Raw genomic sequence first — 14,789 nt, 5'->3', positions numbered from 1 at the left:
ACGCTGTTCATCCGCCAGATTTGAAGAAAAGGATGCAGCAAGCAGGCAGATATTCGTGGAAGTCGTTAAAATACAGCACCCTGTTAATTTTGGATCATAATATCCACTATATCTTCCGGTGAGTAGCCTCCCGGAATGTGCGATGGCGCGGAGTACCTCTGTGAAGTTCAACGATTCATTACATGTGTCCCAGCTCCGGGTTGTCCTTCACCTCTGCGGTTTTCTGGTTCTGCTGTACAGCCTTTCTATGCTGCCGCCGATGGTTATCGCCCTGCTGAATAAAGAGCGGACCTATTTTGCGTTTTTGACCACCTTTTTAACCTTTTTCAGCCTGGGCGGACTGACGTGGAGGGCAACCCGCCATGCCGGTATTCAGCTGCGTACCCGCGACGGGTTTGTGATTATCGTGCTGTTCTGGCTGCTGTTTTCATTGATCAGCGCCATGCCGCTATGGATGGACGATGGCCTGCATCTTTCCTTTGCTGACGCGCTCTTTGAAGGGGTTTCCGGTATAACCACTACCGGCGCAACGGTAATCGGGGACGTCAGCGCCCTGCCTAAGTCGTACCTTTATTACCGCGCTCAGCTGAATTTCATTGGCGGCTTAGGCGTTATCGTGCTGGCCGTCGCGGTCCTGCCGCTGCTGGGTATCGGTGGCATGAAACTCTATCAGTCAGAGATGCCGGGGCCGTTCAAGGAGGAACGTCTGACGCCCCGCCTTGCCGATACCGCGCGCACGCTGTGGGTGACCTACTTCGCGCTGGGCGTGGCCTGCACCCTGGCCTACTGGCTGGCGGGCATGTCCTTTTTTGACGCCCTCTGTCACGGGCTGTCGACCGTGTCGTTGGGCGGATTCTCCACCCGCAGCGAGAGCATCGGTTTTTATGACAGCCACGCCATTGAGCTGGTCGCCGGGGCGTTTTCACTGCTTTCCGCGTTTAACTTTACCCTCTGGTATGTTGCCATTGTCAGACGCACCCTGAAACCAATTCGCCGCAGCCCGGAGGTGAGATTTTTTCTGACCGCCGCCGCGGTGCTTATCGCCATCACCGCCTGGCAGGTCTGGCATGCGGGGATGTACAACGCCACCGATAGCCTGGTGCACGCCTTCTTCCTTGCCAGTTCGATGATGACCGATAACGGCCTTTCAACAGCTGACTATGCCCAATGGCCCGCACACACCATCTTCCTGCTGTTGAGCGCCAGCTTTTTTGGTGGCTGCGTAGGCTCGACCTGTGGCGGGATCAAAGCGCTGCGTTTTCTGATCATGTTCAAACAGAGTATTCAGGAAATGAACCAGCTGGCGCATCCACGGGCGCTGCTGAGTATCAAGGTCGGTAAAAGCGTGGTGAATGAACGCGTTCTGCGCTCGGTATGGAGCTTCTTTTTCCTCTACGTCATGATTACGGGCTTTTTTGTCTGGGCGCTTAATCTGATGGGCTACGACCTGTTTACCTCATTCGCAACGGTTGCCGCCTGCATCAACAACATGGGGCTAGGGTTTGGCGAAACGGCGTCAACGTTTGGCACGTTGACAGAGGGGGCAAAACTGCTGATGTGTGCGGCGATGATATTAGGGCGTCTGGAAATTTACCCGGTGCTGATTCTGTTCTCGCGCTTTTTCTGGCGGGCATAAAACATTCCCGGCGAACCGGGAATGTCAGGATTACGGTGCCGGATTGATCAGCATCTGCCCCACGGATCCCCTGTCCATCATCTCCAGCGTCTGGCTGTGGAACAGGAACGGGAAGTGTGGCCACGAAGGCTGACCATAGTAGACAAGCAGTTCGACCTGGCCGTCCACCCAGACGGTATCTTTCCAGCCGCGATCTTCCGGGAACGGCATCGCGCCGTTGACGTTGCGGATCAGGAAAGATACCCCTTCAATATGGAACGACTGCGGCATATCTGAACGGACCGTCCAGCGCTCCCAGGTGCCCTGCTGCGCCGTAATGTCGATGCGGTTGACGTCCCACAGCGCGCCGTTGATGCCGGGATCGTCGCCCAGGCTGATATCACGGCTGCGTACCGGCGAGCCGCTCATGATCTCCTGCGGCAGCAGACGCATTGGCAGGCTGTCGGTCACCAGCGGCAGCAGACCGGTTGGACGCAGGGTCAGCACCAGGGTCGAGACAAGTATGCTCGACGGTTCAAAGAACCCGCGAATACGGTCAACAATGCTCGCCGCTTCGCCGCAGGTCAGCGACACTTCATCCCCGTTGGTCATATCCACGAGAATTTCGCGACGTTCACCCGGCGAGAGCGCCAGTTGTTTGACGGAAACCGGCGCCGGTAAAAAGCCCTGGTCGCCGGAGATCACGTGCAGCGGACGGCCATCGCTCATTTGCAGCTGATAGCGGCGCGAGTTGGAGGCGTTGAGCAGGCGCAGGCGCACCCAGCCGCGCGAGACTTCGACATACGGGCTTTGCGCGCCGTTGACCAGCAGCGTATCGCCGACGAAGCCGCCGCTGCCCGGCTCGCTGTATTCCGGCGTACCGAAATTATCCAGACGTTTGTCCTGGATGATAATCGGGAAGTCATCCACGCCGTAATGGTTCGGTATCGGCAGGGATTTGCTGACCTCATCTTCCACCAGCCACATGCCGGCCAGGCCGTTATAGACCTGTTGCGCCGTGCGGTTAGGCGTGTTGGCGTGGTACCACAGCGTTGCCGCACTCTGGCGGATTGGCAGAACGGGCGCCCAGTCGGCGTTGGGTGACATCATTCGCGCCGCGCCGCCAATCAACGGGCCAGGTACCTGTAGGCCGCTGATGGTCATGGCAACATTTTCAGGGGTTCGATTGCTGTAGATGAGCTTTACATCATCGCCATTCCACACGCGTATGGTCGGCCCAAGATAACGTCCGTTAATGCCCCAGACGGGTGCACGCGTCCCCTGGGTGAAGGACCAGTGGCTACGCTGCAGCGTCAGGAAAAGCGGCTGACCGCGACGAGATTCAATTAATGGCGGAATAGGCAGCGGCTGTTGCTGCCCGGCGGCGCTGGCTGTCAGCGGCATCGCACCCGCACAAAGGGCGATCCCGGAAGCCTGAATAAACTGACGCCGACTGAGTGACATATAAGCTCCATCTGAAACGACTAACAACGCGGGAATTCGTTTTCCCTTCAACGCCGGATTAAATCTTACCGGCGGCTTCTCTCTCTGCGACTTCTTTGTCGAGCTGCGCAATATGCTGAGCCATCAGCTCACGGCAGTGCGCTGCCAGCTCGCGCACCTGGTCTTTACCGTATTTGCTGGTATCGACGGGTGGCAGCATTTCGACAATCACCAGCCCGTTATTCAGGCGGTTAAGATTAATCTTATTCGAAGTATTGGAAACGCACACAGGAATAATTGGAACACCTGCCGCAATTGCGGCATGAAACGCACCGGTTTTAAACGGCAGCAGGCCACGACCGCGGCTGCGCGTTCCTTCCGGGAACATCCAGATTGAGATCCTGCGCTTTTTAAAATGATTCACCACTTCCGCAATGGTGCTGTGCGCTTTTGCGCGGTTGTTACGGTCAATCAGCAGGTTACCGGTCAGCCAGTACAGCTGGCCAAAAAACGGGATCCACAGCAGGCTTTTTTTCCCCACCGTCACGGTCGGCGGCAAAACGATATTTGCGGCGGTCACCATATCGTAATTGTTCTGATGGTTAGCGATATAGATGGCATTACCGAAATTCTCCGCCCCTTCAGGCAGACGTTTTTCAACCTTCAGGCCAAAAAGCGGCGCAAGGCGACCGAACATATGGCCAAAGGTGGCAACATGCTTCGGATTACGCGGACTGAACAGGCAATAGATACAGCCGAAAATACAGACCAGAATGCAGTAGATAACGGTAAGAATAATACGAACAATATATAGCATAGCGACCTCTGAAGCCCCAACAGCTGACAATTATACTTCACCTGTGGCCAGGTAAGGACTTTATTACGAGCGCGTATTGTTAATCGCAACGCACGAATTAACAACGATTTTACGGGAAATTTTATTGAAATTCCCCCTCCGGGCAGAGGGGGATATCACGACATTACTCTTCGCTGTCACCCGCCGCGCTGCGTGCAGGAGAGTCAATCTCCACGCGGTCGATGCGCTGCAGGCCGCGCATCAGCGAGCCGCGGCGACCGCGCTCACCCACCACTTTCTGCAGCTCTTCCGGACGCAGCTTGATCTTACGCTTGCCGACGTGAATGGTCAGCGTGCTCTGCGGCGGCAGGAGGAAGAGGTGCGCCAGGCCATCTTCGCCTTTCGCAGCTTCCGCCGACGGGATGTTGATGATCTTGTTGCCCTTGCCTTTCGACAGCTCCGGCAGATCGCTGACCGGGAACATCAGCATACGTCCGGCGGTGGTGATTGCCAGCAGCATGTCGCTTTCATTCTCGATCACCAGCGGCGCCATTACGTGGGCGTTGTCCGGCAGGCTAATCAGCGCCTTACCGGCACGGTTACGGGAGACCAGGTCGTTAAAGGTACAGATAAAGCCGTAGCCCGCATCGGACGCCAGCAGCAGCTTCTGGTCATCGGCCTCCATCAGCATATGGTCGACCGTCGCGCCCGGCGGCAGCGTCAGCTTGCCGGTGAGCGGCTCGCCCTGCCCGCGCGCGGAAGGCAGCGTGATCGGGTCGATGGCGTAGCTGCGGCCGGTGGAATCAATAAAGGCCACCGGCTGGTTGCTCTTGCCTTTCACCGCCGCTTTGAAGCTGTCGCCCGCCTTGTAGCTGAGCCCCGGCGCGTCGATATCGTGGCCTTTGGCGCTGCGCACCCAGCCGCTCTGCGACAGGACAATGGTCACCGGCTCGGACGGCTGCATGTCGTGCTCGTTCATCGCCTTCGCTTCTTCGCGCTCGTGCAGCGGAGAACGACGGTCGTCGCCAAAGGCGTCAGCATCGGCCTGCAGCTCTTTCTTCAGCAGGGTGTTCATCTTGCGCTCGGACGCGAGGATCGCCTGCAGCTGATCGCGCTCTTTTTCCAGCTCGTTCTGCTCGCCGCGGATCTTCATCTCTTCCAGTTTGGCGAGATGGCGCAGCTTCAGTTCGAGGATCGCTTCGGCCTGGGTTTCGCTGATGCCAAAGCGCGACATCAGCGCCGGCTTCGGCTCGTCCTCGGTACGGATGATCTCAATCACTTCGTCGATGTTGAGGAACGCCACCAGCAAACCTTCAAGGATATGCAGGCGCTTAAGCACTTTCTCCAGACGGTAATTCAGACGACGACGTACCGTATCGCGGCGGAAGGTCAGCCATTCGGTAAGGATCTCCAGCAGATTTTTCACCGCCGGGCGTCCGTCGAGGCCAATCATGTTCAGGTTGATGCGGTAGCTTTTTTCCAGATCGGTGGTGGCGAACAGGTGGTTCATCACCTGCTCCATGTCCACGCGGTTGGAACGCGGCACGATCACCAGACGGGTCGGGTTCTCGTGGTCGGATTCGTCGCGCAGGTCGTCCACCATCGGCAGCTTTTTATTGCGCATCTGGGAGGCGATTTGCTCCAGCACTTTCGCGCCGGAAACCTGATGCGGCAGCGCGGTGATCACCACGGCGCCGTCCTCTTTGTTCCACACCGCGCGCATACGCACGGAGCCGCGACCGTTCTGGTAGATTTTGCGGATTTCCGCGCGCGAGGTGATGATCTCGGCTTCGGTCGGGTAGTCCGGCCCCTGCACGATATCCAGCAGCTCATCCAGCGAGGTTTTCGGCTGCTCGATCAGGGTGATGGCGGCTTTCGCCACTTCGCGCAGGTTGTGCGGCGGAATGTCCGTCGCCATACCGACCGCGATACCGGTGGTGCCGTTCAGCAGGATGTTCGGCAGACGCGCAGGCAGCATCTTCGGCTCCTGCATCGTACCGTCGAAGTTTGGCACCCAGTCAACGGTCCCCTGACCCAGCTCGCCCAGCAGCACTTCGGCGTATTTAGACAGGCGGGATTCGGTATAACGCATTGCGGCGAAGGATTTCGGATCGTCCGGTGCCCCCCAGTTCCCCTGCCCGTCCACCAGCGGGTAGCGGTAAGAGAACGGCTGCGCCATCAGCACCATCGCTTCATAACAGGCGCTGTCGCCGTGCGGATGGTATTTACCCAGCACGTCACCGACGGTTCGGGCGGATTTCTTGAACTTGGCGGTGGCGTTCAGCCCCAGTTCGGACATCGCATAGACGATGCGGCGCTGAACGGGCTTCAGGCCATCCCCGATAAACGGCAACGCCCTGTCCATGATGACGTACATGGAGTAGTTCAGGTAGGCGTTTTCCGTGAATTCATGTAGCGCGAGGCGCTCTGCCATATCGCTCATTACGTGTGATTCCTCAACTCAGAAACCGAAGGGTTTCAGGCAATATTGCCGCAGATACTACCTCATCTGATGAATTGAGTCACAAAGAAAAAGGGCCGCACAGGCGGCCCTTTTTGGGTTATTTGTTCAGCTTAATAACCTGCTTCACGTCGATTTCAAACTCGTTCCAGTCCTTATCGACTTTACCCTGCAGTTCAACTTTATCCTGCGGAGTGACGGTCACGCCGTTCCAGCGCTTGTGGTCAATCTCAACGACCACCGTGCCGGACTCATCGCGGAAGGTGTAGCGGTCATCGGACAGGCGCTCGGTAATGTTCCCGCGCAGCTTCACCCAGGCATCGTCCTTCAGGTCTTTCACTTTTGCCGCGGTGGTGAGGTTGGCGTTGTTATCGACAAAACCGCCCTGCTGAGTTTGCGTCTGGGTCTGTGTGGCCGATGGGCCAGTAAAACCGCCCTGAGCAGCAAAGACCGGCGCGGTGGTCATCATCATGATGGCAGCAATTGCAGCGAATTTTTTCATCTTCATCTCTCCCTTTAATGTCGTTTCGCAATCCATTTAACAGGGTAATCCTTAACAACTTCTTAAGGGAAAAATTTATTTATTATTGCTGTACAGCAGGCGCTTGCAGAGGGTTTACTGGCGGCATCAAGGAGGGAACATGCGCATTTTACTGGTAGAAGACGACAGGTTAATCGGCGACGGTATCAAGGCGGGGTTAAGCAAAATGGGCTTTAGCGTGGACTGGTTTACCGACGGAAAAACCGGTCAGGCCGCGCTCTCCTCTGCGCCCTATGATGCCGTGGTGCTGGATCTGACGCTGCCGGAAATTGACGGTCTGGAGATCCTGCGCGCGTGGCGCGAGAGCGGGCGCAGCGAGCCGGTATTAATTCTGACGGCGCGGGATGCGCTTAACCAGCGCGTCGAAGGGCTGCGTCTTGGCGCGGATGATTATCTCTGTAAGCCGTTCGCGCTGATTGAAGTGGGTGCCCGCCTCGAAGCGCTGGTCCGCCGCAGCCACGGCCAGGCGCGTAGCGAACTGCGTCACGGGAAGGTCACGCTCGATCCGAGCCGTCTCGTCGCCACGCTGGACGGTGAGCCGCTGACGCTCAAGCCGAAAGAGTTCGCCCTGCTGGAGCTGCTGATGCGCAACGCGGGCCGGGTGCTGCCGCGAAAGCTTATCGAGGAAAAACTCTATACCTGGGACGATGACGTCTCCAGCAACGCCATTGAGGTTCACGTCCATCATTTGCGCCGCAAGCTTGGCAGCGAGTTTATCCGCACCGTGCACGGCATCGGCTATACCCTGGGTGACGCATGAAGCTGAGCCTGAAACTTCGCCTGACGCTTCTCTTCCTGCTGCTCTCTCTGACGGCGTGGTTTACCGCCAGCCTGGTCGCGTGGCAGCAGACCACCCACAAGCTCGACAAGCTGTTCGATACCCAGCAGATGCTGTTTGCTAAACGGCTGCTGACGATGGATCTGGACGAGATCCGCGCCCCCGAACGGATGCGTGACATCCCAAAAAAAGTGAAGCACGGTCGTCTGGATGACGACGCGCTGGCTTTCGCCATTTACGCCGTCGACGGCAAAATGCTCCTGAACGACGGTGAAAACGGACGCGATATTCCGTACCACTATCGCCGCGACGGGTTCGATAACGGTCAGCTGCAGGGCGACAACGACGAGTGGCGTTTTTTATGGCTGACCTCACCCGACGGGAAGTACCACGTGGTGGTCGGCCAGGAGTGGGAGTACCGCCAGGATATGGCGCTGGACGTGGTCAGCTCGCAGCTCACGCCGTGGCTGGTGGCGCTGCCCGTGATGCTGCTGTTGCTAATCGTTCTGTTAAGCCGCGAGCTGAAGCCGCTGAAAAAGCTGGCGCAGACGTTGCGTTCTCGTTCGCCGGATGCCACCGATAAACTGCCGACGGAAGGGGTACCCACAGAGGTGCGTCCGCTGCTCGACGCGCTGAATCATCTGTTTATGCGCACGCAGGAGATGATGGCCCGCGAGCGCCGCTTTACGTCCGACGCCGCCCACGAATTACGCAGCCCGCTGGCGGCCCTGAAGGTACAAACTGACGTGGCGCAGCTCTCTCATGACGACCCGCAGGCGCGGGAAAAGGCGCTGATGCAGCTGCATGCGGGCATCGACCGCGCTTCCCGGCTGGTGGATCAGCTCCTCACGCTGTCGCGTCTGGACTCGCTGGATAACCTGGACGATATCGAACCGATAACGCTTGCCGACTTACTGCAGTCGGCCGTGCTGGATATCTGGCATCCCGCGCAGCAGGCGGGCATTGATATTCGCCTCAACAACGCGGCTCCGCAGGTTAAACGCCCGGGCCAGCCGCTGCTGTTAAGCCTGCTGGTACGCAACCTGCTGGATAACGCGATTCGCTACAGTCCGCGCGGCAGCGTGGTGGACGTGACGCTGGACGCGCGTAGCTTTACCGTGCGCGACAACGGTCCCGGCATTTCACCGGACGCGCTGGCGCGCATCGGCGAGCGCTTTTATCGTCCACCGGGTCAGGATGCCACGGGCAGCGGGCTGGGATTATCTATCGTAAAACGCATCGCCGCCCTACACGGGATGCGCGTTTCGCTGAGCAATGCCCCTGAAGGCGGTTTTGAAGCGAAGGTCAGCTGGTAAGGGATTATTGCGTTTAATGCAAAAGACTTTGCACATTTTGCTCATTTTACCGCACCGTCCTCGCGCGTAGAATACTCGCCATACTCTCATCATCGAGGACAAATAATGAGCAACATTCTGATTATCAACGGCGCAAAAGAATTTGCGCACTCTAAAGGCCAGCTGAATGACACCCTGACCGAGGTCGCGGACGGTTTCCTGCGCGACGCCGGGCATGATGTTAAGGTCGTGCGCGCGGACAGCAACTACGACGTGAAAGCAGAAGTGCAGAACTTCCTGTGGGCTGACGTGGTGATCTGGCAGATGCCAGGCTGGTGGATGGGCGCGCCGTGGACCGTAAAAAAATACATGGACGACGTGTTCACCGAAGGTCACGGTTCGCTGTATGCCAGCGATGGCCGCACCCGCTCTGACGCATCCAAAAAATACGGTTCAGGCGGCCTGATTCAGGGCAAAAAATATATGCTCTCGCTGACCTGGAACGCCCCGCTGGAAGCCTTCACCGATAAAGATCAGTTCTTCGAAGGCGTGGGCGTAGACGGTGCGCACCTGCCGTTCCACAAGGCTAACCAGTTCCTTGGCATGGATCCGCTGCCAACGTTTATCGTCAACGACGTGATTAAAATGCCTGACGTCCCGAGCTATATCGCAGAATATCGCAAGCATCTCGCGGAAATTTTTGCTTAACTGGTAGCCTGGAATTAAAGGAGTAGTAAACATGCTTACCGTTATCGCAGAAATCCGTACTCGTCCAGGTCAACATCACCGCCAGGCGGTGCTGGATCAGTTCGCGAAAATCATCCCGACCGTACTGAAAGAAGAAGGCTGCCACGGCTACGCGCCGATGGTGGATGCCGCCACTGACGCCAGCTTCCAGGCGACCGCACCAGACTCGATCATCATGGTTGAGCAGTGGGAAACCGTCGCGCACCTTGAAGCGCACCTGCAGACCCCGCACATGAAAGCGTGGAGCGACGCGGTGAAGGGTGACGTGCTGGAAACGCACATCCGTATTCTGGAGCAAGGGGTTTAAGTTCGTGGAATTTGCCGGGTGGCACTGCGTTTACCCGGCCTACAAATCCTGAACCGTAGGCCCGGTAAGCGCTAGCGCCACCGGGCTTTGTTTTAGCTGTTTTTCTTCCCCGGTTTTAACCCACGGTGTAACTCGTTGATGCGCTTCATCGACTTAATGGTGCGCTGCGGCTCGGTGGAGGCCACGGATAAAATGATCATCTCCAGACACAGCAGCACCGTGCCGTGGAGCGGGATTTTGCCCTTTTCGCCGCCGCGCGGAACGTGGATCACCACGCTGGCCTCCTTGCTGAAACGTGAGTCAAGGGCGTTGGTCAGCAGGATGGTTGGAATGCCCAGACGCTTTGCTTCACGCAGCGTGGTTTGCCCCTCCCGGTGCGCGGATTTCTGCGCCATCATCACCAGCACGTCACCGCGCTGAAGCGCAATCAGCTGCTCGGCAAGCCCTATGCCGGTACGGTTAAGCGGCATAGCGGGTAACCCCATACGGCTGAACAGCCTGGCAGTGTACTCGGCCAGAATGCCGGAGGCGCCAATGCCAAATATGGCGACCTGCCTCGCCTGCGCCAGCAGAGAGACCGCCTGCGCCATTGCGTAGCGGTTATGGGGCTCGGATAAAACTTCGCAGGTGTGTTGATGCCCCTCCAGCACAAAATCAATGCTCGCGTTGACGTCGCTGGCGAGCGTATTCACCGTGGTGGACATCTTTTCGCTGGAGGTAACCACCGGACCAAACCACTGCTCCAGCGTCTGCTTGAGATCGCGCAGCCCGGCGAAACCCAGCGCCTGAATGGCGCGAACGACGGTGGCATCCGAGGTTTTCAACTGCGTCGCGATCTCCATTGCGGTCTGCTCCATCACCGCTTCGCGGTTGTCATGGATGTAGCGTGCAACCTGCAGAAGTCGCGGCGTCAGCTGATGCGCCCGCGCGCGAAAGCGGTCGCCATAGACATCCACGCGCCCTTTCTCTTTGCGGATCACCGTGTCGCCTCCGGCAGCGGACGCCCGGCAATCTGCGACTGCACCTGCGCGGCCATCAGCCCTAGAGACGCGAACGAATTCGAGATGGCCTCTTCACGCGAGATCAGCACGTAGTGCCCGGTTCGGCAGGCATTCAGGAACTGACACCAGCCCGGCATGACCGCCTCCATCGCCGCCAGCTCGTCCTGCGGCTTACCGCCCGTATCCCCGCGCCAGGTGGCGAAGACGAAATCGGCATCCAGCTCCGGCAGGCGCTCGGCGCTGACGTCGATGCGCCCTCCGTCCGGGATGCTCTCAATCAGCGGCGGGAATTTGAATCCCGCGTCGCGCAGCACGCGGCCCAGCGAGTGGTAGCTGTGCATGGCGTTAATCTTTCCCTGATTGGCCTGAATCACGGACACGGTCACCTTGCGGGTATCAATAGTCGCCTTCAGCGCCTTGATTTGCTCCTGATAGCGGCGCTCCAGAACCTTGAGCCGCGCCTGCGTTCCCGTCAGCTGAGCCAGCTTGCGGTAGATCTCCGGCGCGCCGCCGTCGAGATGATCGATACTCACCGTCGGGGCAATTTTCGCCAGCTGTTCCACCGGGGTGTTGCGGGTCGGCTCGGTAATAATGAGGTCAGGCTTTGCGGCGGCGATAGCTTCAATGTCGATATCGGCCGTGCCGATAAATTTAATGTCGGAATTGTCGAAGTCGACGCCGGTCAACATGCCGCTTGAGCGCAGAAAGTGGCTGCCGTCCGGCCGCGTGCGGCCATGGCTTGCCACGGGCGGCACGCCAAGCTCAATCAGCGGAATGGTGATATCCAGATCGTGTAAGGAGACGATTCGCTTCGGATGAACCGGCACCACCACTTTTCGGTTCAGATCGTCAGTAAACGTCTGCGTCGGCTCCGCCGCACTCACCGCGAACCCCACCAGCAACAGCATCGAAAACACTACGCGCATTTAAGTCCCCTAAAATCTGTCCCGACGCTGCCAGAGCAGCAGCAGGAAAAACGGTCCGCCAATCAGTGAAATCACAATCCCCGCCGGCAGCTGCAGCGGGAGGAATGCCAGACGTCCGACGTTATCCGCCAGCAGCACCAGCAGCGCGCCCAGCACGGCGCTTCCCGTCAGGAGCGCGGTTTGCCCGCCGCGCAGCAGCAGGCGCGCCATATGCGGGGCAATCAGCCCCACGAAACCAATACTGCCCACGCAGGAGACGCAGGCCGCCGTCAGCACCACCGGGGCGAGAACCCGCAGCAGCGCCAGCCGGGTTATGCGCACGCCAAGGCCCGCTGCGGCCTGATTGCCGAGCAACGCCACGTCCGCTGCCCGCGCGGTAAACAGCAGTAGCGCAAACGCAGGGGCCGCCCAGAGCGCGGCTAACCCCACCAGCGTCCAGTTTGCCGCATGCAGGCTTCCCGCCAGCCACAGCATCGCCGTCTGCACGTCCCGCACGTCGGCGGTGGTGATAAAAACGCCCATTGCCGCGGCAAAGGCCCACGACACGCCGATGCCGATCAGGATGAATCGCGGGCGCGAGATATCGCGCGCCAGGGCGATGACCAGCAGCGCGGTAAGCAGCCCGCCGGCCATGCCGACCAGCGGACGCCAGGCCAGGCCCAGCGCCGGGAACTGAAAAATCAGCAGCAGTACCGCCGCGCTACAGCCCTCTTTCACGCCGATAAGCCCGGGGTCAGCCAGGCCATTGCGGGTGATGGACTGCATCGCCGCCCCCGCCATACCGAGCATCGCGCCGCACAGCACCGCCATCAGCAGGCGCGGCAGGCGGATATCCATCACGATGTAGCGCGTCTCCGCCGTCAGACTCTCAGGCGAAAACAGCGCGCGCCCGATGTCGGAGGTGGGAATGGGCAGAGAACCGTGCGTCAGGCCAAAGCCCAGCAGGCTTAGCACCACCAGCGCTAAAAGCGTCAGGCACGCCAGCGCCTTTGGACGAACCAGCGCCGATAAACGGCCAATTCGGATCGCGCGGAATCCGGCCCGGTTCATTTGAACATCCTCGAGGCCATAAAGATGAACACGGGCGCGCCGACCAGGGCCGTCATAATACCGGTTGCCAGCTCCCAGGGCGTGAACAGCGTGCGGGCGGCGATATCCGCCAGCAGCAGAACCAGCGCGCCGCACAGGGCAGACAGCGGCACCATCACGCGTAAATCGACCGACACCAGACGGCGGATGAGCTGCGGCACGACCAGGCCGATAAAGCCAATCGGCCCGGCGATAGACACGGCCGCGCCGCAGAGCAGCGCGATGGCCAGCAGGGCGAGCAGGCGAGTTTTCAGCATCGACACGCCGAGCCCCTGCGCCATCCGGTCTCCCAGCGCCAGCATGTTGAGCGACGGCGACAGTCCAATAGCGAGAACAAAACCGGCTGCTGCAGCCCACAGGGCGCTCTGGAGCGTCTGCACGCTGATCCCGGCCAGGTCTCCAGCCAGCCAGGTGCGCATGGCGAGCAGCGTCTGTTCATCGAGGATTAACACCGCGGCGGTAATCGACGAGGCAAACGCCGACAACGCCACGCCGCACAGCGTGACCTTCATCGGCGTAAGCCCGGTGCGACCGGACGAGGAGAACATCAGCACCAGCAAAAACAGCGCGGCGGCACCGGCGGCGGCAACGAGCGGGCGACCAAACGGCAGCGACAGCCCAAGCGCGCTGGTAATCACCACCGCCAGCGCGGCCCCGGCGTTGAGCCCCAGAATATGCGGCTCGCCGAGCGGATTGCGGATCACGGACTGCAGCAGGACGCCCGCCACGCCGAGCGCGGCGCCCGTCACCATCGCGGCGCAGAGGCGCAGCAGCCGTAATTTGATAATGACGCTGTGGTCGAAATTGCGCGGGTCGAAATGGAAGAATGCCTCCACCACCGTCTGCGGGGCGATAAAGCGCGCGCCGATGCCCAGGTGCATAATCGCGCCCAGCGCCAGCAGCAACGCGAAGATCGGGAAGGCCAGAGAGGATCGCATCATGGCTGAACCGTGCCCTGGCGAAACGGCATAAAGAACGGCTTGCCGGTCAACGGGTTAATGGACATATGCACGTCCACATCAAACACCGCTTTGATCAGCTCCGGCGTGCAGGCATCGCCTTCATGCAATACGCCTTCAACTTTCCCCTGGCGTAAAAAGACCAGCGAATCGCCGTAGTTCACGGCAAAGTTGAGATCGTGCAGCACCACCACCACGGTACGCCCGTGCTGGCGGGTCAGAGCGTGCAACAGTTCCAGGATCTCCACCTGATAGCGGAGATCGAGAAACGTCGTGGGCTCGTCAAGCAGGATATACGGCGTTTGCTGCGCCAGCGCCATGGCGATCCAGCAGCGCTGACGCTGGCCGCCGGACAAGCTTTCCACCGGCATATGGGCAAACTCTGCCGTGCCGGTCAGGCGCAGAGCCTCCTCCACCGCCAGTTCGTCCTCGTCGCTCCACTGACGCATAAAATTCTGCCAGGGAAAACGCCCGCGCGAGACCAGTTCAAAAACGGTTAATCCTTCCGGGAGCATCGGAGACTGCGGGAGAATGCCAAGCTGGCGGGCGACCGCTTTGGTCGGCTGCGCATGAATGGCTTTGCCGTCCAGCAGTGCGGCGCCACCCAGCGGCTGGAGCAGCCGCGCGATTGTGCTCAACAGCGTGGATTTCCCACAGCCGTTCGCCCCTACCAGCACCGTCATTTTCTGCTGAGGGATGGCAAGGGAGATATCATCAACGATGATTTTTTTCTGATAGCCCGCAGAGAGGTTCTCCAGAACCAGTCCCGGTTGTTTTGTGTTGTGAGCCACGTGAATGCCAACGTAATAAAAAAGCGCAACAAATATAAAT

Annotated in this window: 14 protein-coding genes; 5 read left to right on the top strand and 9 right to left on the bottom strand. The window is 59.3% G+C overall.

The features are described from left to right. Nucleotides 1-160 precede the first annotated feature (160 nt). The gene (locus N037_RS09745) at nucleotides 161-1,636 is read left to right on the top strand and encodes a TrkH family potassium uptake protein (protein ID WP_032641009.1); all 1,476 of its coding nucleotides are present in this window, start codon (nucleotides 161-163) and stop codon (nucleotides 1,634-1,636) included. 30 nt (nucleotides 1,637-1,666) lie between these two features. On the opposite strand, the gene ftsP is transcribed toward N037_RS09745, so the two are convergent. The 4 genes from ftsP to N037_RS09725 form a co-directional block, all read right to left on the bottom strand. Continuing rightward, entirely contained in the window at nucleotides 1,667-3,079 is a 1,413-nt protein-coding gene (ftsP, locus tag N037_RS09740; RefSeq protein WP_023333412.1) for a cell division protein FtsP, read from the bottom strand. A 58-nt stretch (nucleotides 3,080-3,137) separates the two neighbouring features. Beyond that, nucleotides 3,138-3,875, bottom strand: a complete 738-nt coding sequence (gene plsC / locus N037_RS09735) for a 1-acylglycerol-3-phosphate O-acyltransferase (protein WP_032640575.1) — start codon at nucleotides 3,873-3,875, stop codon at nucleotides 3,138-3,140. A 163-nt stretch (nucleotides 3,876-4,038) separates the two neighbouring features. Then, a complete protein-coding gene (parC, locus tag N037_RS09730) occupies nucleotides 4,039-6,297 on the bottom strand; it encodes a DNA topoisomerase IV subunit A (RefSeq protein ID WP_023333414.1) in 2,259 nt (752 codons plus the stop codon). A 118-nt stretch (nucleotides 6,298-6,415) separates the two neighbouring features. Beyond that, nucleotides 6,416-6,817, bottom strand: coding sequence for a YgiW/YdeI family stress tolerance OB fold protein (locus N037_RS09725; RefSeq protein ID WP_023309189.1), 402 nt, complete (start codon nucleotides 6,815-6,817; stop codon nucleotides 6,416-6,418). 139 nt (nucleotides 6,818-6,956) lie between these two features. On the opposite strand from N037_RS09725, the gene qseB reads away from it, so the two are divergent. The 4 genes from qseB (at nucleotide 6,957) to N037_RS09705 (ending at nucleotide 9,983) form a co-directional block, all read left to right on the top strand. Continuing rightward, nucleotides 6,957-7,616, top strand: a complete 660-nt coding sequence (gene qseB, locus N037_RS09720) for a quorum sensing response regulator transcription factor QseB (RefSeq protein WP_023333416.1) — start codon at nucleotides 6,957-6,959, stop codon at nucleotides 7,614-7,616. After that, a complete protein-coding gene (gene qseC, locus N037_RS09715; protein ID WP_032640574.1) occupies nucleotides 7,613-8,950 on the top strand; it encodes a quorum sensing histidine kinase QseC in 1,338 nt (445 codons plus the stop codon). Before qseB ends, qseC begins: the two co-directional genes overlap by 4 nt. A gap of 105 nt (nucleotides 8,951-9,055) precedes the next feature. Further along, nucleotides 9,056-9,637, top strand: coding sequence for an NAD(P)H-dependent oxidoreductase (locus tag N037_RS09710; RefSeq protein ID WP_032640572.1), 582 nt, complete (start codon nucleotides 9,056-9,058; stop codon nucleotides 9,635-9,637). A gap of 31 nt (nucleotides 9,638-9,668) precedes the next feature. After that, nucleotides 9,669-9,983, top strand: coding sequence for a putative quinol monooxygenase (locus N037_RS09705; protein ID WP_032640570.1), 315 nt, complete (start codon nucleotides 9,669-9,671; stop codon nucleotides 9,981-9,983). Nucleotides 9,984-10,075: 92 nt separating this feature from the next. On the opposite strand, the gene N037_RS09700 is transcribed toward N037_RS09705, so the two are convergent. The 5 genes from N037_RS09700 to N037_RS09680 are packed head-to-tail and all read right to left on the bottom strand — an operon-like array spanning nucleotide 10,076 to nucleotide 14,749. Next, nucleotides 10,076-10,963 carry a MurR/RpiR family transcriptional regulator gene (locus tag N037_RS09700; RefSeq protein WP_032640568.1) on the bottom strand — a complete coding sequence of 296 codons (888 nt, stop codon included), beginning with the start codon at nucleotides 10,961-10,963 and terminating at the stop codon, nucleotides 10,076-10,078. Next, nucleotides 10,960-11,910, bottom strand: coding sequence for an iron-siderophore ABC transporter substrate-binding protein (locus N037_RS09695; RefSeq protein WP_032640565.1), 951 nt, complete (start codon nucleotides 11,908-11,910; stop codon nucleotides 10,960-10,962). The genes N037_RS09700 and N037_RS09695 overlap by 4 nt, the downstream gene beginning before the upstream one ends. A gap of 9 nt (nucleotides 11,911-11,919) precedes the next feature. Next, nucleotides 11,920-12,960: a FecCD family ABC transporter permease gene (locus N037_RS09690; protein ID WP_032640562.1), complete on the bottom strand. Its 1,041-nt coding sequence runs from the start codon at nucleotides 12,958-12,960 to the stop codon at nucleotides 11,920-11,922. Beyond that, entirely contained in the window at nucleotides 12,957-13,940 is a 984-nt protein-coding gene (locus N037_RS09685; protein ID WP_032640560.1) for a FecCD family ABC transporter permease, read from the bottom strand. The genes N037_RS09690 and N037_RS09685 overlap by 4 nt, the downstream gene beginning before the upstream one ends. Continuing rightward, nucleotides 13,937-14,749, bottom strand: a complete 813-nt coding sequence (locus N037_RS09680; RefSeq protein WP_032640558.1) for an ABC transporter ATP-binding protein — start codon at nucleotides 14,747-14,749, stop codon at nucleotides 13,937-13,939. The genes N037_RS09685 and N037_RS09680 overlap by 4 nt, the downstream gene beginning before the upstream one ends. Nucleotides 14,750-14,789: the final 40 nt, after the last annotated feature.

Origin of the sequence: Enterobacter sp. EGD-HP1, from assembly GCF_000733275.2 — a bacterium.
GTDB lineage: Bacteria > Pseudomonadota > Gammaproteobacteria > Enterobacterales > Enterobacteriaceae > Enterobacter.
This window is presented reverse-complemented; position numbering and strand designations above follow the sequence as displayed.

Bases quoted from the DNA above. Each gene is read 5' to 3' on its own strand.
- plsC (WP_032640575.1), bottom strand. From the start codon at position 3,875: ATGCTATATATTGTTCGTATTATTCTTACCGTTATCTACTGCATTCTG.
- parC (WP_023333414.1), bottom strand. From the start codon at position 6,297: ATGAGCGATATGGCAGAGCGCCTCGCGCTACATGAATTCACGGAAAAC.
- N037_RS09690 (WP_032640562.1), bottom strand. From the start codon at position 12,960: ATGAACCGGGCCGGATTCCGCGCGATCCGAATTGGCCGTTTATCGGCG.
- N037_RS09710 (WP_032640572.1), top strand. From the start codon at position 9,056: ATGAGCAACATTCTGATTATCAACGGCGCAAAAGAATTTGCGCACTCT.
- qseC (WP_032640574.1), top strand. From the start codon at position 7,613: ATGAAGCTGAGCCTGAAACTTCGCCTGACGCTTCTCTTCCTGCTGCTC.
- N037_RS09705 (WP_032640570.1), top strand. From the start codon at position 9,669: ATGCTTACCGTTATCGCAGAAATCCGTACTCGTCCAGGTCAACATCAC.
- qseB (WP_023333416.1), top strand. From the start codon at position 6,957: ATGCGCATTTTACTGGTAGAAGACGACAGGTTAATCGGCGACGGTATC.
- N037_RS09685 (WP_032640560.1), bottom strand. From the start codon at position 13,940: ATGATGCGATCCTCTCTGGCCTTCCCGATCTTCGCGTTGCTGCTGGCG.
- ftsP (WP_023333412.1), bottom strand. From the start codon at position 3,079: ATGTCACTCAGTCGGCGTCAGTTTATTCAGGCTTCCGGGATCGCCCTT.
- N037_RS09725 (WP_023309189.1), bottom strand. From the start codon at position 6,817: ATGAAAAAATTCGCTGCAATTGCTGCCATCATGATGATGACCACCGCG.
- N037_RS09695 (WP_032640565.1), bottom strand. From the start codon at position 11,910: ATGCGCGTAGTGTTTTCGATGCTGTTGCTGGTGGGGTTCGCGGTGAGT.